The sequence below is a fragment of the Streptomyces sp. NPDC058662 genome (assembly GCF_042716255.1).
Lineage (GTDB): Bacteria > Actinomycetota > Actinomycetes > Streptomycetales > Streptomycetaceae > Streptomyces.
On the sequence record NZ_JBHXRU010000005.1, the window covers coordinates 115,195 to 134,230 of the forward strand.

17 protein-coding genes are annotated in these 19,036 nt (G+C 72.1%); 7 read left to right on the plus strand and 10 right to left on the minus strand.

Going from position 1 to position 19,036, the window contains the following annotated elements:
- Positions 1 to 70: 70 nt before the first annotated feature.
- Both tap and tpg read left to right on the plus strand, forming a co-directional pair.
- Positions 71 to 2,224, plus strand: coding sequence for a telomere-associated protein Tap (tap, locus tag ACFWUQ_RS04140; RefSeq protein ID WP_384532447.1), 2,154 nt, complete (start codon positions 71 to 73; stop codon positions 2,222 to 2,224).
- A gap of 4 nt (positions 2,225 to 2,228) precedes the next feature.
- Positions 2,229 to 2,783 (plus strand): telomere-protecting terminal protein Tpg, encoded by a 555-nt coding sequence (tpg, locus tag ACFWUQ_RS04145; protein WP_384532450.1) that lies wholly within the window; start codon positions 2,229 to 2,231, stop codon positions 2,781 to 2,783.
- A gap of 85 nt (positions 2,784 to 2,868) precedes the next feature.
- Here tpg and ACFWUQ_RS04150 read toward each other — a convergent pair whose 3' ends face one another.
- Positions 2,869 to 3,864, minus strand: coding sequence for a hypothetical protein (locus ACFWUQ_RS04150; RefSeq protein ID WP_384532452.1), 996 nt, complete (start codon positions 3,862 to 3,864; stop codon positions 2,869 to 2,871).
- Positions 3,865 to 4,069: 205 nt separating this feature from the next.
- Positions 4,070 to 5,482, minus strand: a complete 1,413-nt coding sequence (locus tag ACFWUQ_RS04155) for an oxygenase MpaB family protein (RefSeq protein WP_384532455.1) — start codon at positions 5,480 to 5,482, stop codon at positions 4,070 to 4,072.
- Positions 5,483 to 5,737: 255 nt separating this feature from the next.
- Here ACFWUQ_RS04155 and ACFWUQ_RS04160 point away from each other — a divergent pair, with 255 nt between their 5' ends.
- The 3 genes from ACFWUQ_RS04160 to ACFWUQ_RS04170 are packed head-to-tail and all read left to right on the plus strand — an operon-like array spanning position 5,738 to position 6,881.
- Positions 5,738 to 5,860 (plus strand): hypothetical protein, encoded by a 123-nt coding sequence (locus tag ACFWUQ_RS04160; RefSeq protein ID WP_384532458.1) that lies wholly within the window; start codon positions 5,738 to 5,740, stop codon positions 5,858 to 5,860.
- 56 nt (positions 5,861 to 5,916) lie between these two features.
- A complete protein-coding gene (locus ACFWUQ_RS04165; RefSeq protein ID WP_384532461.1) occupies positions 5,917 to 6,504 on the plus strand; it encodes a TetR/AcrR family transcriptional regulator in 588 nt (195 codons plus the stop codon).
- Positions 6,501 to 6,881, plus strand: a complete 381-nt coding sequence (locus ACFWUQ_RS04170) for a hypothetical protein (RefSeq protein ID WP_384532464.1) — start codon at positions 6,501 to 6,503, stop codon at positions 6,879 to 6,881. The genes ACFWUQ_RS04165 and ACFWUQ_RS04170 overlap by 4 nt, the downstream gene beginning before the upstream one ends.
- Before the next feature lie 89 nt (positions 6,882 to 6,970).
- Here ACFWUQ_RS04170 and ACFWUQ_RS04175 read toward each other — a convergent pair whose 3' ends face one another.
- Positions 6,971 to 7,552, minus strand: coding sequence for a TetR/AcrR family transcriptional regulator (locus ACFWUQ_RS04175; RefSeq protein WP_384532501.1), 582 nt, complete (start codon positions 7,550 to 7,552; stop codon positions 6,971 to 6,973).
- A 97-nt stretch (positions 7,553 to 7,649) separates the two neighbouring features.
- Here ACFWUQ_RS04175 and ACFWUQ_RS04180 point away from each other — a divergent pair, with 97 nt between their 5' ends.
- The gene (locus ACFWUQ_RS04180; RefSeq protein ID WP_384532465.1) at positions 7,650 to 8,099 is read left to right on the plus strand and encodes a VOC family protein; all 450 of its coding nucleotides are present in this window, start codon (positions 7,650 to 7,652) and stop codon (positions 8,097 to 8,099) included.
- A gap of 42 nt (positions 8,100 to 8,141) precedes the next feature.
- On the opposite strand, the gene ACFWUQ_RS04185 is transcribed toward ACFWUQ_RS04180, so the two are convergent.
- From ACFWUQ_RS04185 to ACFWUQ_RS04210, 6 genes are all read right to left on the minus strand, one after another.
- Positions 8,142 to 8,972 (minus strand): hypothetical protein, encoded by an 831-nt coding sequence (locus ACFWUQ_RS04185; protein WP_384532468.1) that lies wholly within the window; start codon positions 8,970 to 8,972, stop codon positions 8,142 to 8,144.
- Between the two features lie 116 nt (positions 8,973 to 9,088).
- The gene (locus tag ACFWUQ_RS04190; protein ID WP_384532471.1) at positions 9,089 to 9,955 is read right to left on the minus strand and encodes a GyrI-like domain-containing protein; all 867 of its coding nucleotides are present in this window, start codon (positions 9,953 to 9,955) and stop codon (positions 9,089 to 9,091) included.
- 194 nt (positions 9,956 to 10,149) lie between these two features.
- Positions 10,150 to 11,505 (minus strand): GH1 family beta-glucosidase, encoded by a 1,356-nt coding sequence (locus ACFWUQ_RS04195; RefSeq protein WP_384532474.1) that lies wholly within the window; start codon positions 11,503 to 11,505, stop codon positions 10,150 to 10,152.
- A 40-nt stretch (positions 11,506 to 11,545) separates the two neighbouring features.
- The gene (locus tag ACFWUQ_RS04200; protein WP_384532504.1) at positions 11,546 to 12,385 is read right to left on the minus strand and encodes a carbohydrate ABC transporter permease; all 840 of its coding nucleotides are present in this window, start codon (positions 12,383 to 12,385) and stop codon (positions 11,546 to 11,548) included.
- 28 nt (positions 12,386 to 12,413) lie between these two features.
- Entirely contained in the window at positions 12,414 to 13,409 is a 996-nt protein-coding gene (locus ACFWUQ_RS04205) for a carbohydrate ABC transporter permease (protein ID WP_384532477.1), read from the minus strand.
- Positions 13,410 to 13,423: 14 nt separating this feature from the next.
- The gene (locus tag ACFWUQ_RS04210) at positions 13,424 to 14,740 is read right to left on the minus strand and encodes an ABC transporter substrate-binding protein (protein ID WP_384532480.1); all 1,317 of its coding nucleotides are present in this window, start codon (positions 14,738 to 14,740) and stop codon (positions 13,424 to 13,426) included.
- Between the two features lie 173 nt (positions 14,741 to 14,913).
- Here ACFWUQ_RS04210 and ACFWUQ_RS04215 point away from each other — a divergent pair, with 173 nt between their 5' ends.
- Positions 14,914 to 16,236, plus strand: coding sequence for an ROK family protein (locus ACFWUQ_RS04215; RefSeq protein ID WP_384532483.1), 1,323 nt, complete (start codon positions 14,914 to 14,916; stop codon positions 16,234 to 16,236).
- Positions 16,237 to 16,424: 188 nt separating this feature from the next.
- Here the strand turns inward: ACFWUQ_RS04215 and ACFWUQ_RS04220 are convergent, their stop codons facing one another.
- A complete protein-coding gene (locus ACFWUQ_RS04220) occupies positions 16,425 to 18,851 on the minus strand; it encodes a beta-glucosidase (RefSeq protein ID WP_384532507.1) in 2,427 nt (808 codons plus the stop codon).
- Positions 18,852 to 19,036: the final 185 nt, after the last annotated feature.

Consider the following 19,036-nt stretch of genomic DNA (forward strand, 5'->3'; position numbering starts at 1 on the left):
CTCCGCACGGGTTAAATTCAGCCCGCTGGATGGGTTAATTACGCTAGGGTGCGGGGCGGAGGTGGAGGGATTGGCCACGCAGGAGGAGCTGTTCGACGCGGTGGACGCGCTGCTGGAGGGCGCGCCGCGGTTGCCGTCTCCGGCGGAGCGGGCACGGCTGCGTGAGGCGGCCGGGGTCACGCAGGCGCGTCTGGCGGCGGCGTTGAAGTCGACGCCGCAGACGGTGAAGAACTGGGAGAACGGCCGCTCGGAGCCGAGGCCGCCGCGCCTGCAGGCGTACCAGCGGCTGCTGGACGGTTGGGCCGAGCGCTATCCGGCGCCGCCCGCCCCCGAGCCGGCGCCGGCGGCGGCTCCGGCGACCTCCGCCGCTCCGGAGACCTCCGCCGCCCGGGCCGAGCCGGCCGCCGGTACCGGCACCGGTGCGGTCGCGCCCGCCGCAGCTGCCGTGACCGTGACCGCGGCTGCGCCGCCGCGGCCGGTCGGGCCGGTCGCGGCGGTGGGTGCGGCCGTACCGCCCGCGACCTCCCGCCGCCCGGCGCGGGCCCGCGTACAGCCCGCCGCGGCCGATCCGCGGTTCCCCCACGGCCCGTTGGCGGTCCTGGACGGCGACGGGACCGCGTACGGCGTGGACGGCGTCGTGCTGGACTGCCCGGCCACCACCCTCGTGCAGCTGGTCGAGTGGACGCTCGCGGAGTCCGGACTCGGCGCGACGCGGCTGAACCGCTCGGGGAAGGACGCGGATCCGCTGGTCGTACTGACCGCGGCGGCGGCCGTGCGGCTCGGGCTCCCGGAACGGCTGGAAGGCCACGAGGAGCGCCGTTCCCTGCGCCTGGCGGAGGACCACCCGGTCGTCAAGCAGATCATGCGGGCGAAGTGGAAACTCACCAAGCGCGGCTTCGGCCCGTGGGCCCGCGTCTACCGCCCCGCCCAGGCCGGGCAACGGCAGTGCGTGCAGCTCGCGATCCTGTCCTGGGACGCCCTCGACGCCCGGTCCTGGCCCGGCGTGGCCGACATGGAGCCGGCCGACATCGCCCGCGTACTGGGTACGTACGCGGCCCGGGTCATCACCCCGCGCGGCTCCACCGCCACCTCCGGGCTCGAACTCATGACCGCGCTGCGGCCGCCCACCCGGGCGGTGAAGAACGAGGCCACGGGTGAGTGGGAGTCCGACTGCAACCCGGGCTCACTCGGCACCGAACCGGTCGATCCTGCCCCGCCGGAGGCGCCTACCGAGCACCCCGTCGCACAGGGCTGGACGAGCGGGTTCCTGGACGAGGAGGCGTTCCAGTGGGTGCGCGACGTCGATCTGCTCACGGATGAGGAGTGCCTGCTCCCGTACGCGGTCGGCCTGGACCTGAACACCGCGTTCCTCGCCGCCTCCGCGCGCCTGGTCGTCGGCCTGTCCGCCGCCGACCACTTCCACCGCCCGGCGTTCAACAAGAAGATCCCCGGCTCCTGGCTGGTCGACCTGTCCGGGATCGAGGTGGACCCGCGGCTGCCGTCGCCGTTCACCCCCTCCGGACGGCGGCCGCAGGGGCCGGCCTGGTACCAGACGCACACCGTCGCCTACGCGGTCGAGCTGGGCCACGACGTCGCCCCCATCGAGGGGTACCTGCGGCGGGAGACGGGCGCGTACCTCGACCCGTGGCACGACCGCCTCAAGACCGCCTACGCCGACACCCTCGCCGACCTCGGGGTCACCCCGGACCTGGACGACCGGCAGCTCCTCGCCGCGATGGAGCACCACAAGGACGCCGACCCCGCGATGGCGGCCGTGCTGACCGCGATCAAGGCCACCGTCAAGGGCGGAATCGGCAAGCTCCGCGAGCGCCCCCAGGGGCGCCACTACCGGGACGGGGAACGCTGGCCCGCGCTGGAGCGGCCGACCTGGCGCCCCGACATCCGGGCCGCCGTCATCTCCAAGGCCCGCGTCAACATGCACCGCAAGATGGCGAACACCGCCAGGGCCACCGGCCGGTACCCCCTCGCTGTCCTGTCCGACTGCGTCGTCTACGCCTCCCCCGGCCCGAGCCCGCTCGACTTCCTGCCCTACACCACCTCGGGCAAGCCGCTGCCCGGCGCGTTCCGCCTCGGGTCGACGCCGGGCCTGGCGAAGGTCGAGGGCGTGCAGGAGATGGCCTGGGCCGTGGACCTGATGGAGAAGGGCCTGAACCCTGCCCGCCACATCAAGGGCGGCGACGCTGTCACGGACGAAGGAGAGTAGGCCCGTGGGGGACATCGAGGACGCCCTGGAGCGTGCGGGCCGCGAGGTCTTCACCCGGGAGCCGCCCAGAACACTGAAAGGCCGCATCAACTTCCTGCTGGGCAGGCTGAAGACCACCAAGGCCGTCGCGCAGGAGCTCGGCGTCAGCCAACGGTCCATCGAGCGCTACCGCACGGGCGAGCGGAAGACCCCGCCGAAGGCCATCGCGGACCGCATCGACGCGGCGGTGCGCTCCCGCTGGCAGCCGGTGGTACGCAACCGGCGGCGCAAGCAGGCCGCCGCCCGCACCGGCATCACCGTCGAGACCCGCGCCCGCTTCGGCTACACCGCCCCCGTCGGCACCACCGACGACGGCCGCATGCGCCGCCTCACCGTCCACCTCGCGCCCGCGTACGCGCAACGCCTCTTCGACGCCCAGCAGCAGGGCGCGGGTGACCCGGAACTGCGCGCCATCGTCGCGGAGGGCCTCCAGGAGACGTACTTCAAGGACGGTGGCGCCCGCGCGCACGACCTCGAAGTCGAACTCACCGACATCGACTACATCGACGTCTCCTACTGACAACGCGACCCCGGGCCGCGGTCGAACGGGTACACGGTCGAACGGGTACGCGGCCGTTGTCCGCGCCGCAGTGGAGCGGCCCCGGTCAGCCCGCTCGACGCGCTTCGTCGGCGGCGGGTCCTTCCGCGTCGATCCTCAACAGGCGCGAGGCGATCGCGCCCTGGTCGCGGCCGAACTCCTGCCCCAGGTCGGCGAGGGGCACCCCCTCGGCGCACCGTCGCCGGAGGCGTTCTTCGTCGGCGGGGGTCCAGGGTTTGTAGGCGTTGGGGTGTGCCAGCCGCTTCTCTTCCACTGTGTACGCCTTGCTCGGTTCGGGCTGCGGTGAGGTCCGCTGATCGGGCACGAGGTCGGCGGGATACGGGGCCAGGTGGAGGCCGTAGAGCTTCCAGCGGATGGACTTCTCGCTGCGTCCGAGGTCCTGTGCCAGCTCCGCGGGCGTTCTGCCTGCCCGGTAGTGCTCCCGCAGGTAGTCGTGCGTCTCGGGCGTCCACGCGTCGCCGTGGCGGGTGGCCTTGAGGGGTGCGGCGGAGCCCTGCGGGGCGGCGCTCCGACCGGGCGGGGTGGCGGGCACGGAGGCGATGAGGCGGCCGATCTCGCCGAGGTCGCGGGCATCCAGCTCGCCGGTGAGTTCGCCCTCGACGATGCCGTCGAGGGTGCAGACGACGGCGGTGATCTCCACGCGCCCCTCCGCGAGGAAGTCGACGCCGAGGTTGTACCTGCGGTCTGCGCTGCTGACGTCGAGTTGGAGGCTGGACGTCCGCTGGGGCGCGGGCGCGGGCGCGGGTAAGGCATGAGCGGGTTCGGCGGGCGAAGGCGTATATGCCGGGGAGAGGAGTTCGTGGACGTGCCAGGCGGCCACGATGAGGCGGCCGTCATCGAGGCGGTAGCTGTCCTGGCCGGCTTCCAGGTCGCAGGCGGCGTACAGGACGTCGAGACGCTGGCCGTCGAAGAGTCCGGGTGCCTCGCCGGGCGGGGTGTGCGGGAGGGTGAGGGTGCCCCGTTCGGGCTGGGCGGTGTGGATCGCGGCGTGCCGGTCGCCGTGCCAGGTTCCGTGAGCGTCACGGAAAGCGTAGATCAACATGTTGAAGCATGGTTCCCCAGCCGGACCCGGCGCGCGGCGGAATCGACGAAGTCGTAACCGCTGACGCGCCGCGGCCGCCGGGAACGGCATGGAGGAACGCGCCTCGGCTGCTCGCGGTCCGGTCCGGCGTTCGCGTTCCGGATCGCTGTTCGTGGTCCGGAGCAGTGCTCGCGGTCCGGGCCGGTGCTCGCGGTCCGGGCCGGCGTCAGGGGCGGCCCAGTAGCGCCACGCCTGCGGCGGTGTCGGCTCGGGCGGTGAAGAAGTCGGTGAACGCGGCGACGAACTCCTCCTCGCTGATCCGGCCGTCCCCGTCCCCGTCCAACTGCCGGAAGCCGTCGTTCAGCTCGGCGGGATGGACGCGCGGGCCCGCGAACAGGACGCGGTACTCGTCCGCGCACAGGTAGCCGCTGCCGTCGGTATCGGCGGTCCGGAACAGGGCGCGCACCGCCGGTGTGAGGCCCCGGTCGAGGTAGTCGCAGTCCGCGTCGATGCCCTTGAGCATCGCGGCGACGAACTCGGCGCACTCCACCGCGCCGTCCTCGTCCGTGTCCACGCCCGCCCGCAGCTGCTCCCACCAGGACTCGAAGGCCGCGTACAGCTGGTCCTCGCGCTCGACGGGGAGCTCCAACTGCCAGCACACGTTGTGGACCATGGCCTGGAGGTCGGCGGAGTCCACCCGCCCGTCCCCGGTCTGGTCCAGTACCTGCCGGAAGAACGCCTCCAGCCGTGCCGGGCGGGAGTCGACCGTACGCGGCCGGGGCAGGCGCGGGGCCGCGGTGGGCCTCCGGGACGCGGGGCGCTGCCGGTCCACCTCCTCGGAGTGGCCGCGGTAGCGCCGGCGGTCCGGCAGCCGGGTCATGACCTGCCGCATACCGCGGTGCACCGTCCAGGACAGGGCGGCGGCCCCGCGGGTACGGGGTGTGCCGAACCGTTCGTGCCAGGACCGCGGCAGGTCGGCGACGGTCAGGGTGGTCAGCACGCCGGCGGCGACGGCGCGCAGCAGCGGCCAGGCGGGCCGGAGCCGCCCGAGTCGGCGGGGGGCGGGAGCTTCGCGCAGCATGTCGAAGAGCAAGTAGCGTACGGGCTCGCCGAGTTCGAGGACTTCGCGGACGGTCCGGTCCACGTGGGCCGGTACGTCGGCGGCGGTCGCCGGGAGGACCTCGGCGGGAATGCCGAGAGCGGCGCAGACCTCCTTGAACTCCGCGTACAGCACGTCCAGTTCGGAGGAGTCGAGCGGGTCGCCGGACAGCTCGCGCATGGCGGTCATGGCCTCGTACAGCGTCAGCATCACCCAGGCGCGAACCTCGGGGTCCTCCGCGCTGTACGGACGTCCCGCGTCATCGGTGCCGCGGATCCTACGATGCGCACGCTCCAGCCGGGCGATCTCGCGCCGCCGCTCCTCGGGGCCGGCGAAGAACAACCGGCTCCCGCTGTCCATGGTGTGCTCGATCCGCCGCCACGGGTGGGCCCGGTACGTGGAGAAGCGGGCGGTTCCGGCCGCGACGACCGGGTGCGCGGTCTGCAGGACGAGCAGCCGCCAGGCCACCAGCCCGATCCGCCATTCCCCGAGGGTCTGGCGCAACAGGCTGTCGGCGGCGGGTAAAGAGGTAGGTGTCACGCGGCGCTCCTGACCGAGGGGGACCAACAGGAGTACAACGCCGCGCATCCGGAGAGGTTGCGACACACGAACCGACCCCCAACCCGCCCCCGCCGGACAACCGAGCATCCCCCCACGCACCCGGCACCGCCCTGACCCAGTCGGGCACCCCCACAGACGCGGGTCAGCGTTCCTGCGCACAGGCCGATGCGTCGCCGGACAGACGCCTCGCGGCCTGGTCCCACGACTGCGGCTCGACCAGGCTGTCAAAGCACTGTGGCCAGCCACCTTGCCATCGTGCGCGAGAAGTACCACAAGGCCGCGAGGCCGATCACCAAGTCGACCGACTACCGGGACCGCCTGCGTGAACGGCGCCTGGACCGTGACCGTCTCGGTTGAGGGGGGCAGGTGACGTGGCGCTTGTAAGGATACGGGTCGACCCGTAAGGTAATTTTATGAGTCCATCTTCGCCCCCCAGGGGCCGTCCCAGGGATCCCCGTTCGCACGAGGCGATCGTCAGCGCGGCCGCCGAGCTGGTGGCCGAGGTCGGATATGCCGCGACGTCCATCGGCGCCGTGGCCGCGCGCGCCCGGGTCGGCAAGGACTCGATCTACCGGCGCTGGTCGGGCAAGCCGGAGCTGGTCTTCGAGGCGGTGTTCACGAGCACCGACCTGGCCCCGGTACCGGACACCGGAACGCTCGCCGGGGACCTGGCCGTACTTCTGCAGGGCTTGATCGAGGAGTTCCACGCGCCTGCCGCCGCAGCGGCGCTCCCGGGGCTGCTCGCCGACTTCGCCGCCGACCCGGTCCTCAAGGCGCGCATCCGGGGCGAGTTCCTGGCCCCGTCGAAGGAACGGCTGCTGGGAGTCTTCGAACGCGCTGTGCTGCGCGGGGAGATCGCGGACGAAACACCCGTGGACCTGGTTCTGGACACCCTGGCCGGCGCGGTGTTCTTCCACATCGGGCTGGTCGGGGAACACCCGACCGCACAACTGGCCGGCCGGCTGGCCGCTGTCGTAGCCAAAGGAATCGAGATCCGATGAACAGCTGGCTTCTCGCAGCAGGCATCACCGCGTCCGGCGTGGCCGCGGTACACGCCGTCGCCGGGGGGCGGGACGTCGTGCGACCCCTGCTCTCCTGCGGTCTCGCGGACGAGCCCAAGCGGGTCCTGCACGCCGTCTGGCACATGGTCACGGTGGACCTGGTGCTCTCCGCCGTCGCCCTGGTCTACCTCGCGCTCGCGAACGGCGCGGCAGGGACCGACCTGGTCGCCTGGTTCGTGGCCGCGCACTTCCTCGCCTATGCGGCGGCCTTCCTTGTCATCACCCTGTCCGTCGGCTGGTCCAAGCCGCTGCTCCGGCTGCCGCAGTGGATCCTGCTCCTGCCGGTCGCCCTGCTGACGGCGGCGGGCGCCGCATAGCCGTGCCGTGCCGTGCCGCGCCGTGAAGCGGTGTCGGAGACACCAACCCTCCCCCGGCACCGCGGAGGGCACGCGCACGCCGGGCCGGGTTACGCCGAGGTGCGCAACCCGACCAGGAGCCGGTCGAGTGCCTGCTCCGCGGCCTGCGGGTCTCCGCCCCGTGCGATCCAGAGCGCGGCCTCGTTCATCGCACCCGAGAGCAGTCGGGCCAGGGGCTCCACCGGCTGTTCCGCGATGATCCCGGCCGCCGCGAGAGCCGTCAGGGCCTCCGCGAGGTGCCGGGCGGAGGACTCCTCGTCCGGGGCCCGCCACTCCTCCCAGCCCAGCACGGTCGGCGCGTCGACCAGGAGGATCTGCCGCACCGCCGGGTCGGTCCCCGCCGCCAGGAAGGCCCGACAGCCGGCCCGTAGCTGTTCCCAGAGGCCCTCGTGCCGCTCGGCCGCGATCGCGACCCGCTCGCCCAGCTCCCGCTGGACCTCGGAGACGACGGCCCGGAAGAGCCCCGCTTTACTGTCGAAGTGGTGGTAGGCGGCCCCTTTGGTGACTCCGGCGGCCCGGGCCACCTCCGCCAGTACCACCTCGTGGTACCCGTCAGCGGCGAACCGCCGTCGCCCCTCGGCCAGTAGAGCCCGCCGCGTGGCTGCCCGCTGCTCCGCCCGGTTCACCGCCATCGCGCGCACCGCCCTTTCCATTTCACGTACCGGGGGTATGCTAACGCCACTCCTCACATACCCTCGGTATGCGAAACCGACCCGAAGGGCCTCGCCCATGACGAACGAATACGCCACCTTGCCCGCGACCGGGCTCGGCGGCTTCTACCCGGTGCTCGCCACCCGGGATGTCGCGGCCTCCCGTGACTACTACACCCGCCACTTCGGCTTCGAGGTGACCTTCGACGCGGACTGGTACGTCAGCCTTCGCCGCCCCGACGCCCCTCAGTACGAGCTGGCCCTTCTCGACCACGCCCACCCGACCGTCCCCGCCGGCCACCGGACCGCGCTCACCGGCGGACTGCTGCTGAACTTCGAGGTGGGCGACGTGGACGCCGAGCACCAGCGGCTCGTGGTGGAGGGCGGCCTGCCGGAGGTGCTGCCGCTGCGTACGGAGGAGTTCGGCCAGCGCCACTTCATCGTCGCCGCGCCCGACGGTGTGCTCGTCGACGTCATCACCGTCGTCCCGCCCAGCGACGCCTACGCCGCCCACTACGCGGGCGCGTGAATCCCCGGCTGTCGCGTCCGGCGAGTCCCGGTGTACGGGGCGTCACTCGGCCGGATTCCAAGCGCCACTGAACAGGGCCAGTTCCAGCAGGTCCGGACGCGCCGCGGGCCACCCGGCACCTGACCGGGCGAGCTGCCCGGCCGCGGCGTCCATCCACCGCAGGTACACCCCGTAGCGGTGCGCGGTCCAGCCGGCATCGGACCAGGTCCAGGCGGCGGTGTCCGGCGCGGACGCCACCTCGGCATCCAACCCGACCCGCGTCGCCCGGGCACGCAGGACACGCGCTACCCGCTGGTCCAGGATCAGCGCGCGAGGAGTTCCCGGCGCGTCCGTCGCCACACTGAGGAAGTAGAGGTACTTCGTGAAGAAGGCCGGCCCCCAGCCCCTCACGGCTCCCGATAGCAGACGGTAGGCCTCCACCGCCCCCTCACTCCTGAGAGCAGTGCCCGCCCGCGCCAGGACGTCGGACAGATTCGGCTCCGCGAGCACCGCGCGGAGGCGGTGCGGCCCGTAGCCCGTTCTGCCCTGCCCCCAGACGTACGAGGCCACGAGGGCGCGGGCCCACTCCCCCCTGGCTGCCGCCTCTCGGACAGCCTCGACGACCTGAGCGCGATCGACCGTCACGACATCCGCGTGCGACCGCTCGGGGAACTGGTCAGGCCATGGCTCGATACCTGACCAGCGCCCCGGAACGTACGGCACAGCCTGGCTGCCCGCACCTGCCGCGTACGGGGCACCCGTGCCGGACAGCCACGCGCTCAACGCCCGTACCGCTGAAGGCGGCAGCAGCTGCTCCATAAGCGTGGCGTCGAGCGCGTCCGCGTCGTCCTGACGACCCACCGTCGATCCCCTCCCGTTGAAGGCGATCATCATGACGGCGACCGGTCCGCGATCGGTGCTGAATGGCCCAAGTCCCCCCGGTGATCCGTGCCGCGGCGCCTTCCGGGCAGGCCGCTCGCGGACGGCGTTCGCGCGGGTTGTTTCGGTCGTCAGACGTGCTCGTGCTCCACCGGGAGCCACAACTCGGCCTCGGCCTCGGTTCTGTCGGCTGACAGGCGGGTGCGCAGGATCTCGGGGCCGGGGCGGCTGCGGTACGGGTTCGACGGGAACCACTCGGTGAACACGTCCCGCCACAGCTCCTGGATGGCTTGGGGCACCGGCCCGGAGGTCGTGAAGACGGCCCAGGTGCCGGCCGGGACGGGCAACGCGGTCGCGCCGTCGGGGGCGTCGGCGGAGCTGATCACACCCTGGTAGTAGTCGAGTTCGGTGCCCTCGGCGCGGCTGGGGTCCAGGTCGTCGCAGACCGCCACGATGCCGTGCGGTTCCTGGTCCGACAATTTCTCCAGGCCCTCCAGGGTCCGCGGATCGATCCCGCGGACGAAATCGATGATCGCCTGGTTCGGTCCCGCGTGTACCAGCGGTACCCGGGCCTTGAGCCCGACGACGGTGAAGTCCGGCTTGTCCACGATGCGGTATCGCATACTGCTGCTCCCTTCGACGGTGAGGCGGAAGGCCATCCGGGGCTGGGAGTTGAGCGCGGCGCCGGTACGGCGGGCCTCGCCCGGTCCGACGCCGTGCATGGCGCGGAACGCCCGCGCGAACGCCTCGCCCGAGCCGTAGCCGTAGCGCACCGCGATCTCCAGCAGTACCTCGCGTCCCGCGAGGACCTCGGCGCCCGCGAGGGTGAGCCGACGGCGCCGGATGTACTCCGACAGCGGCATGCCCGCGAGGGCGGAGAACATCCGGCGCAGGTGGTACTCCGAGGTGGCCGCGATACGCGCCAGCTCCGCCGTCTCGACGCTCTGGTCGAGGTGGCGCTCGATGTGCTCCATGGCCTGGTTCAGCCGCTCCAGCATGCTCCCGGTTTCCTTCCTTGTGACGATCACCAGGCTAGGCAGCGCTCCACCCCCCGGACCCGACATTCTGTGCCCGATCAGATCGGGTCGGGTGCCGGGGGGGGGGTGCCGCCAGGAGGGTGCTGCCGGGAGGGCGCCGACGCGGGTCGCGACGCACGCGGGCCGCGGCGCACGCGGGTCGCGGCCCCCGGTTGTCAGCGGGTGTCGGCCCGGTGCCGGCGGATGATCTCCGCGTACTGGTAGCCGCTGGTCTTGATCGTGCGGGTCTGCGTCGCGTAGTCGACGTGGACGAGGCCGAAGCGCTTGTCGTAGCCGTAGGCCCATTCGAAGTTGTCGAGGAGGGACCAGGCGTAGTAGCCGGCGAGCGGGACGCCCTTGCGGACGGCGCGGGCGCAGGCCGCGAGGTGCTGCTCCAGGTAGCGGCTGCGGTCGGGGTCGTGGATTCCCCCGTCGGGGCCCGCGGTGTCGGGGAAGGCCGAGCCGTTCTCGGTGACGTACAGCTTGCGCACGCCGTAGTCCTCGGTGAGGCGCAGCAGCAGGGCTTCCAGGCCGCCGGCGTCGATCTGCCAGTCCATGCCGGTGCGGGGTACGTCGGGGAGGCGGACCTCGGCGGCGTACGGGACGGGACCGGCGGGGTCGTCGGCGACGGTGGCCGGGAAGTAGTAGTTCAGGCCGTGCCAGTCGAGGGGGGCGGCGATCGTACGGAGGTCGCCGGGGCGTTCGGGGAGTTCCACGCCGTAGAGCTCACGCATGTCGGCGGGGAAGCCGCGGCCGTAGACCGGGTCGAGCCACCAGCGGTTGATGTGGCCGTCCATGCGGGTGGCGGCCGCGATGTCCTCGGGGCGGGTGGAGGCGGCTTCGACGGTGGAGTGGTTGGTGACGAGTCCGATCCGTGCGCCGGGGGCCGCGGCGCGCAGGGCCTGGGTGGCGAGTCCGTGGCCGAGGAGGAGGTGGTAGGAGGCGCGGACCGCGGCGGTCAGGTCGGTGAGTCCGGGGGCCATGCGGCCTTCGAGGTGGCCGATCCAGCCGGAGCACAGCGGTTCGTTGAGGGTGGCCCACTGGGTGACGCGGTCGCCGAGCCGTTCGGCGACCGTGGAGGTGTAGGCGGCCAGGTGCTGGGCGGTGTCGCGTACGGTCCAGCCGCCGCGGTCCTGCAGGGCCTGGGGCAGGTCCCAGTGGTAGAGGGTGACGGAGGGGGTGACGCCCGCGTCGAGGAGGGCGTCGACGAGCCGGTCGTAGAAGTCCAGGCCGGCGGCGTTCACCGCGCCGTCGCCCTGCGGCATGATCCTCGGCCAGGCGATGGACATGCGGTAGGCATCGGTGCCGAGGGTCCGCATCAGGGCGATGTCCTCGGGCCAGCGGTGGTAGTGGTCGCAGGCGTCGTCGCCGTGGTCGTCGTTGTCGACGTTGCCGGGGGTGTGGGAGAAGGTGTCCCAGATGCTCGGGCCCCGGCCGTCCTCGGCGACGGCGCCCTCGATCTGATAGGCGGACGTGGCGGTTCCCCAGGCGAAGTCGGGGGGAAAGGCGGCGAGGTCGATCGGATCGGACACAGGAAACCTCTCGAAGAAGCGATGGGGATCGAAAACGGGGCTACTTGACCGCGCCCGCGGTGAGCCCGGTGACCAGGTAGCGCTGGAGGAGGAGGAAGCCGGCGACGACGGGCACGCTCACGACGAGTGAGGCGGCCATGACCTGGTTCCAGTACACGTCGTTCTGGGTGGCGTAGCCCTGGAGGCCGACGGCGAGGGTGCGGGTGGTCTCGCTGGTCATGACGGAGGCGAAGAGGACCTCGCCCCAGGCGGTCATGAAGGCGTACACGGCGACCGCGACGATGCCGGGGATCGCGGCGGGCACGATGACGCGGAAGAGCGCTCCGAGCGGTCCGCAGCCGTCCACTTTGGCCGCCTCGTCCAGATCGCGGGGTACGGAGTCGAAGTAGCCGATCAGCATCCAGATCGAGAACGGCAGGGAGAAGGTCATGTAGGTGAGGATCAGGCCCGCCCGCGAGCCGAACAGGGCGATGCCCGTGGCGTTGCCGATGTTGACGTAGATCAGGAAGAGCGGCAGCAGGAAGAGGATGCCGGGGAACATCTGGGTCGACAGCACCGTCACTGTGAAGACCCTCTTGCCGCGGAAGGTGTAGCGGCTGACGGCGTAGGCGGCGAATATGGCGATCACGACGGAGCAGACGGTCGCGGCGCCCGCCACGAGCAGGGAGTTCACGAAGTAGTCGGCGAGCGGGACGGTCTCCCAGATGTCCGCGTACGGCGCCAGGGTCAGGGACGAGGGGAGCCAGCGGAACTTCCCCGACACGTCTTCCAGCGGTTTGAGGGAGCTGGAGACCATCACGTACACCGGCAGGAGCACGAAGCCGGTCAGGAGTGTGAGGAAGACCGCCCGGCTCCAGAGGAAGGACCGCGGCGCGGCCATGGGTGAGCGGGGTGCCGGCCGGGTGGGGCTAGGCATCTGCGGTCTTCCTTCCGCGGGAGGTCACCAGCAGGTAGACGCCTGTGACGACGAGCAGGAACAGGAGCAGCAGGACCGACATCGCCGAACCGGTGCCGAAGTTCCAGGTCTGGAACGAGGACTGGTAGATGTGCAGCGAGATGAGGTCGGCCGATTGCGGCGCCGCTTTCCCGAACAGGACGAAGGGGGTGTTGAAGTCGTTGAAGGTCCACAGGAACAGCACCAGGACCAGGACCTGGTTGACGGGGCGCAGTGACGGCAAGGTGATGCGGCGGATCTGCTGCCAGACGCCGGCGCCGTCGAGGGCGGCGGCTTCGTAGATCTCCCGGGGGATGTTCTGCAGTCCGGCCATCATGATGAGGAAGGCGAAGGGCCAGCCCTTCCAGACCGAGACGACGAGCAGCGTCACGAAGGCGTTGTCGCCGATCAGCCAGAACGCGGGGCTGTCACCGATGCCCAGCTGGTCGTGCAGGACGTGGTTGATGATGCCGTTGTCCCGCTGGAACATGAACGCCCATGTGATGACGGCCGCGTAGACGGGCAGCGCGTACGGGATGAGGAAGACGGTGCGCAGGAAGCCCCGGCCGCGGAACGTCTCCTGCATGAAGATCGCGGCGGCCGTGCCGATCAGCCAGCACAGGCCGACGGACAGGAGGGTGAACTGGCATGTCGTGAGGAAGGACGTGAGCAGTGCCTCGCCCACGGGGGCGTCGAAGTCGACCGCGAGCGTGTAGTTGTCCGACCCTGTCCAGGGGGCGGTGCTCCAGTCGCGGATGTAGAACTGGGTGAGTTCCTTGAAGCTCATGGCGATGCCGATGACCATCGGTATCAGGTGGACGAGGAGCTCCAGGACCAGAGCGGGGAGCAGGAGCAGGTACGGCAGGCCGATGGCCCGGAGCCGCCCTGGGCGGCGCGGACGGCGCGTCGCCCCGGGGTTGTGCTGCTGCGTGGTCCGCCCGCCGGTCTTCTCGATGGCGGTGGTGGTCATGAGGGTGTCCGCACTCACTTCTTGGGCATCTGCTGCTGGGCCTTCTCAAGCTTGGCCTTGACCGAGTCGGTGGTCACCGGCCGGCCGGCGGCCGCTTCGGCGAACAGCTCCTTGACGGCGGTGCCGACGACGGTCTCGAACTGCGATTCCTCGGGGACCTGCGGCAGGGCCGAGGCGCTGGTGGCGAGCGTGTCGCGCAGGACCGCCAGGGCCGGGGTGTTGAACGCCGGGTCCTGCTGCGCGGACTTGACCGGGGGGATGGAGCCGTAGGCCGTGTTGAGGATCTTCTGCTCCTCGTCGCCGGTCATGAAGTTGACGAACTTCACGGCGCCGTCGATGTTCTTGGTGTTCTTGAAGACGGCCATGTTGATGCCTGCCACCATGGAGTTGGTGGCCTTTCCGGAGCCCGGGGTGCCGGACGGGACGGGCGCGGGGGCGACGCCCCACTCGTCGTCGCTCATGCCCTGGGCCTTGAAGGTGGCCGACGCGGTCTGCCACAGGACCATGGCGGTCTTGTCGTTGGCGAAGTCGCTCAGGGACTGGTTCTGCGCGTACTCGGCGTTGCCGGGAGCGACGATCTTGTTGTCGGCCATGAGGTCCACGTACTGCTTGACGGCGGCGACGGCGCCGTCGGAGGTGAAGTCGGCCTTGCCCTCGGGGGTGAAGAAGTCGGCGCCGTGCTGCTTTCCGAGGACGAAGACCTGGTGGATGTTGTTGGAGAGGTTGGAGCCCTCCACGCCGAGGGCGGCCTTGTCGTCCTTGGTGAGCCTCTTGCCGGTCTCGACCAGCTCGTCCCAGGTGGCGGGCGGCTTCTCGACGCCCGCGTCGGCGAACATCTTCTTGTTGTAGTAGAGCGCGTACGCCATGGAGTAGAGGGGGACGGCCGCCGGGTCCTGGCCCTGGGCGCCGGTGGAGCCGAGCGCCGACTCCACGAAGCGGTCCTTGCCGCCGATCTTCTCGAAGTTCTTCGCGTCCCACGGGAGCAGGGCACCGGTGGACTGCAGCGAGGCGCTCCACGTGTTGCCGATGTTGAGGACGTCGGGGCCCTGGCCGGAGGTCGCCGCGGTCAGGATCCGGTTGAGGAGGTCCGCCCACGGCACGACCTCCAGCTTCACCTTGATGCCGGTCTGCTTCTCGAACTTGTCGAGCTCGGGCTGGAGGACCTTCTTGTCCACCTCGATGCTGGCGCCCTGGTTGGAGGCCCAGTAGGTGAGCGTCCTGGGCTGCTCGTTCGAGCCGGACCCGCTGGTGGAACCCCCACCGCAGGCTGCCGCCGCGAGGACGAGGGAGAGGGTGGCGGCGCCGACAGCCGCGGCTCTGGTTTTGCGCATGGCTCTTGGGGTCCCTTTCCGGGGATGCTGAGCTGAGAGGGGGCGAGGGCGGTGCGGCCACTGGATGCCTCTCGGCTTAATTTATGATGTGAGTTAAACCTCAGGAGAAGTTCGCGTCAAGAGGTGCCGCACCGGTATGTTGCGGGGAGGACCTAGGGGAAGAGGGATGCACGGTGAGAGTGCGCAGCGGCCGTACAGTGCGTGACCTGCGGCGGGAGAACCGCACCGCGGTATTGCAACGGTTGTATTTCGACGGGCCGTTGAGCCGCTTCTCCCTCGGCCCGGCCACCGGGCTCAGCTCGGGGTCGGTCAGCAACGTGGTAGCCGAACTCGTGGCCGAGGGCTGGGTGGAGGAGGCCGGCAGCGTCGACTCCGCCGGCGGCCGCCCGCGCACCCTCCTGCGCATCAGGCAGGACAGCGCCTGCATGATCGGCGTCGATGTCGGTGAGACGCGCGTCCGGGTCGAGCTCTTCGACCTTGCCCTCACCGAACTCGCCCGGGTGGAGAAGCCGCTCAGCGTCGACGGTTCGCGCGGGCTGGACCGCTACGACGTCGCCGTCGTGGTCGCCCACGTACGCGAGGGCATCGAGGAGGTCGTCCGGCAGGCGGGCGTCGACCCCCAGCGGCTGCTCGGCGTGGGCGTGGGTGTGCCGGGCATCGTCGAGAGGGACGCGACGGACGGCGCCGTGGTCCACGGGCAGACGATCGGCTGGGACGCCGTACCGCTGGAGCGGCTCCTGCGCGAGTCCGTGCCGCTGCCCCCGTCCGTGCCGTACTACATCGACAACGGGGCCAAGACGCTCGGGCAGGCCGAGATGTGGTTCGGCGCCGGGCGCGGCGCCAGCAACGCGGTCGTGGTGCTCTTCGGCTCGGGCGTCGGCGCCTGCGTCGTCGACGACGACATGCGTCCCGGGCGCGCCGTCGAGTGGGGCCACCTGACGGTGCGCGTACGCGGGCGCCGCTGCCGCTGCGGCGCCCAGGGTTGCCTGGAGGCCTACGCGGGGGCGGAGGCGCTGCTGCAGCGCTGGGCGGAAGCCGGCGGCCGGCCGGCCCTGGAGGCCGGCGAGGAGGCGGCTCTGACCCAGATGCTCGCGGCCGCCTACCCCGCCGCGGCCGCGGACGGCGCCGTCCCGGAACCGGACGCGACCGCGCTGGCCGTGCTGGAGGAGACCGCCGAGTACCTGGGCGCGGGCTTCGCCGACCTGATCAACCTCTTCCAACCCGAGCGGATCCTCGTCGGAGGATGGGCCGGCCTTCAGCTCGGCGACCGCTTCCTCGCCACCGTACGCACCCACGCCGCCGCCTACGCCCTCACTTACCCGGGCTCCCGCGTGAGCATCGCCCTCGGCACCCTGGGGCCCGACGCCGTCACGGTCGGTGCGGCGATCCTGCCGCTCGCCGACTTCTTCGCACACGGCGGGCACCGGGAGCCGGCGGAGACCGAGGAGCCCGCGCCGGCCTGGGCATCGGCGCTGCGGGAGCGGGCCGCGCAGTAGCCCCGCGCGAGGCATCGGCGCTGCGGGAGCGGGGCGCGCAGTAGCCCCGCGCGAGGCATCGGCGCTGCGGGAGCGGGGCGCGCAGTAGCCCCGCGCCCGTGCCGGCGCCCGTGCCGGCGTCCGCGCTCGCCGGCCGGGCCCCGGTCCCGCCGTTGTACGAGCCCCTCGTGCCCGGGTCCGGCCCGTGTTCAGCCGTCCACCCCGAGCGGTGCCTGCCAGGCGAAGTCCCCGGCCGACCGCCCCACCATGAGGCGGTACGCGCCCGGTTCGACGCGCCACGCCCCCTCGTGCGAGGACCAGTGCCGGACGGCCCGGCCGGGGACGACCACCTCGGCGGTCGCCGTGTGCCCGGGGTCCGCGTGGACCGCCGCGTGGCCGACGAACCAGCATGCCGGACGTTCCACGGCGGACTCCGGGCGCGCCATGTACACCTGCACGACCTCGCGACCCGCCCGCGCCCCCGTGTTGCGTACCCGGACCCGTACGGCGAAGGAGGCGCCCGCCTCGATCCGCTCCGGCGCACACACCTCCTCGTACGCCCACGTGGTGTAGCCGAGGCCGTGGCCGAACCAGTAGGCGGGCTCCCGCGAGGCGCGGTGCCAGGCGCGGTACCCGATGTGCAGGCCCTCCGCGTAGTCGAGCCGGCCCCCGACGGGCCGCGTACGGGTGACGGGCGCGTCGGCGAGGGAGGCCGCCCAGGTGGTGGGGAGCCTTCCCCCCGGCTCGCTGCGGCCGAACAGCACGTCGGCGAGGCCGGCGCCGGCCTCCTGGCCGGGGAACCAGGCGAGCAGCAGGGCACCCACCTCGTCGCGCCAGGGCAACTCCACCGGTCCGCCGCTGTTGACGATGACGACGGTGCGCGGGTTGGCGGCGGCGACCGCGCGGACGAGCTCGTCCTGCGGGTGTCCGAGGGAGAGGTCCGCGCGGTCGCTGCCCTCCGTCTCGCTGTGCTCGGTCGTACCGACGACGACCACCACCGCCTCCGCGCCGCGTGCCGCCTGCGCGGCGTCGGCGGTCGCGGCCGCCGCGTCGCGTCGCGGAGGCGCCGCGGCGACGACGGTGGCCCGTCCGGCGTCGGCGACGAGTTCGCGGCGGGCGACGAGGTGGACGGTCCGCCCCTCGGTCAACGGGGTCCGTACGGCGTGGAGCGGAGGCATGACGTGCACGATCGCCGGATCGTCGCTCTCGCGGGGAAAGACCCCGTCGAGCAGGGGGCGCCCGTCGATGTCGAGGGTGATCCGCCCGAAGCCGCCGACGGCGAGGGTCCATGTCCCGCTGGTCTCGGGGCACAGCAGCGCGCTGATCTCCACCGTGTGCGCGCCGGGAACGTGATCGGGTTCCAGCTGCCGGCCCGACAGGCGGTGCTCGGCGTACAGTTCGCGGCCCTCGGCGTCCAGGCAGCGCACGAGGACACCGGGTTCTCCCGATCGCGGGTCGGTGCAGCGGTCGGTGCCCAACGGCGAGGGGGGCACGTCCAGCGAGGGCCCCGGCGCGTACACCACCCGTGCGCGCCCCTCCAGTTCGGCGCGGATGCCGTCGAGCGGTGTGACGGCTCCCGCGGGGAAGACTCCCGCGCTGCCGCCTCCCTGGAGGCGGGGCGACGCAGCGTGCTCGCCGATGACGGCGACGGTCCGCACGGTGGCGGGGTCGAGGGGGAGCACCCCTTCGTTGCGTACCAGTACCGTTCCGGCCGCGACCGCGCGGCGCAGCAGGCGGCGCGCCCCGTCGGCCCCCGGGGCGGGGCGGGGGCGGGGGCCGGCGTCGAGGGCGCCGACGCGGACCGCGAGCCTGAGCAGGCGTCGCACCTTGTCGTCGACGGCCTCCTCGGGCACCCGGCCGTTCTCCACGGCACGCGCCAGGTGGGTCGCCCAGGGGCTGTCGGGTCCGGGCATGGCCAGGTCGAGGGCGGCCCGTGCCGGTTCCTCCGCGGTGCGGACAGCGGCCCAGTCGGAGACGGCGACCCCGTCGAAGGCCCATGCGCCCTTCAACGGCTCGGACAGCAGCGGGTGGGCTGTCATCGTGGTGCCCGCGACGCTGTTGTAGCCGGCCATGACCAGCCATACCCCGGCTTCCACCGCGGCCTCGAAGGGCGCGAGGTACACCTCGCGCAGCACGCGTTCCGCGGCATGGACATCCACTGTGAGGCGTTCGGTCTCGGAGTCGTTGGCGACGAAGTGCTTGGCTGTGGCGGCGACTCCGCGGGCCTGGATCCCCGCGATCAGGGCCGCACCGGTACGGCCGGTCAGCTCCGGGTCCTCGGAGAAGCACTCGAAGTGGCGGCCCGCCAGCGGGGAGCGGTGCAGGTTCAGGGTGGGGGCGAGTACCACGTCGACGCCCTTGCGGGTCGCCTCGGCCGCGAGCAGGCCGCCGAGCTCCCTCAGCAGTTCCTCGTCCCAGCAGGCGCCGAGCGCCGACGCCGAGGGCAGCAGGACGGAGGGGCGGCGTTCGTCCCACGCCTCGCCCCGCACGCCCGCCGGGCCGTCGGAGCAGACCATCTCCCTGAGTCCGATCGACTCCTCGCCGGCCGTCCGCCACGTCGTGGAGCCGGTGAGCAGGCGCACCTTCCGCGCCAGGTCCAGCTTGCCGATCAGCCGGTCGAGCATGTCGTCGGGCATCTCGTCTGGCATCTCGTCGGGCATCTCGTCGCGCCTGTCGTCGGGCAGGTCGTCGCGCATCGCTACCTCGTGCTTCTCTCGTGCGGAGCCCGTCCGCCCGGGGCCGGTCGGGCCGCCCTGATGGTGGTCGCCCCGCCCGCGCGGCGCGGAGCGGGCATGCGGTGCCCGGCCGACCCCGTACGGGG

What these genes read in the sequence shown, in the direction of transcription:
- ACFWUQ_RS04150 (WP_384532452.1), bottom strand. Translation starts at nt 3,864, where the DNA reads ATGTTGATCTACGCTTTCCGTGACGCTCACGGAACCTGGCACGGCGAC.
- ACFWUQ_RS04175 (WP_384532501.1), bottom strand. Translation starts at nt 7,552, where the DNA reads ATGGCGGTGAACCGGGCGGAGCAGCGGGCAGCCACGCGGCGGGCTCTA.
- ACFWUQ_RS04190 (WP_384532471.1), bottom strand. Translation starts at nt 9,955, where the DNA reads ATGCTGGAGCGGCTGAACCAGGCCATGGAGCACATCGAGCGCCACCTC.
- ACFWUQ_RS04205 (WP_384532477.1), bottom strand. Translation starts at nt 13,409, where the DNA reads ATGACCACCACCGCCATCGAGAAGACCGGCGGGCGGACCACGCAGCAG.
- ACFWUQ_RS04180 (WP_384532465.1), top strand. Translation starts at nt 7,650, where the DNA reads ATGACGAACGAATACGCCACCTTGCCCGCGACCGGGCTCGGCGGCTTC.
- ACFWUQ_RS04170 (WP_384532464.1), top strand. Translation starts at nt 6,501, where the DNA reads ATGAACAGCTGGCTTCTCGCAGCAGGCATCACCGCGTCCGGCGTGGCC.
- ACFWUQ_RS04210 (WP_384532480.1), bottom strand. Translation starts at nt 14,740, where the DNA reads ATGCGCAAAACCAGAGCCGCGGCTGTCGGCGCCGCCACCCTCTCCCTC.
- ACFWUQ_RS04165 (WP_384532461.1), top strand. Translation starts at nt 5,917, where the DNA reads ATGAGTCCATCTTCGCCCCCCAGGGGCCGTCCCAGGGATCCCCGTTCG.
- ACFWUQ_RS04185 (WP_384532468.1), bottom strand. Translation starts at nt 8,972, where the DNA reads ATGATGATCGCCTTCAACGGGAGGGGATCGACGGTGGGTCGTCAGGAC.
- ACFWUQ_RS04220 (WP_384532507.1), bottom strand. Translation starts at nt 18,851, where the DNA reads ATGCCCGACGACATGCTCGACCGGCTGATCGGCAAGCTGGACCTGGCG.
- ACFWUQ_RS04200 (WP_384532504.1), bottom strand. Translation starts at nt 12,385, where the DNA reads ATGGCCGCGCCGCGGTCCTTCCTCTGGAGCCGGGCGGTCTTCCTCACA.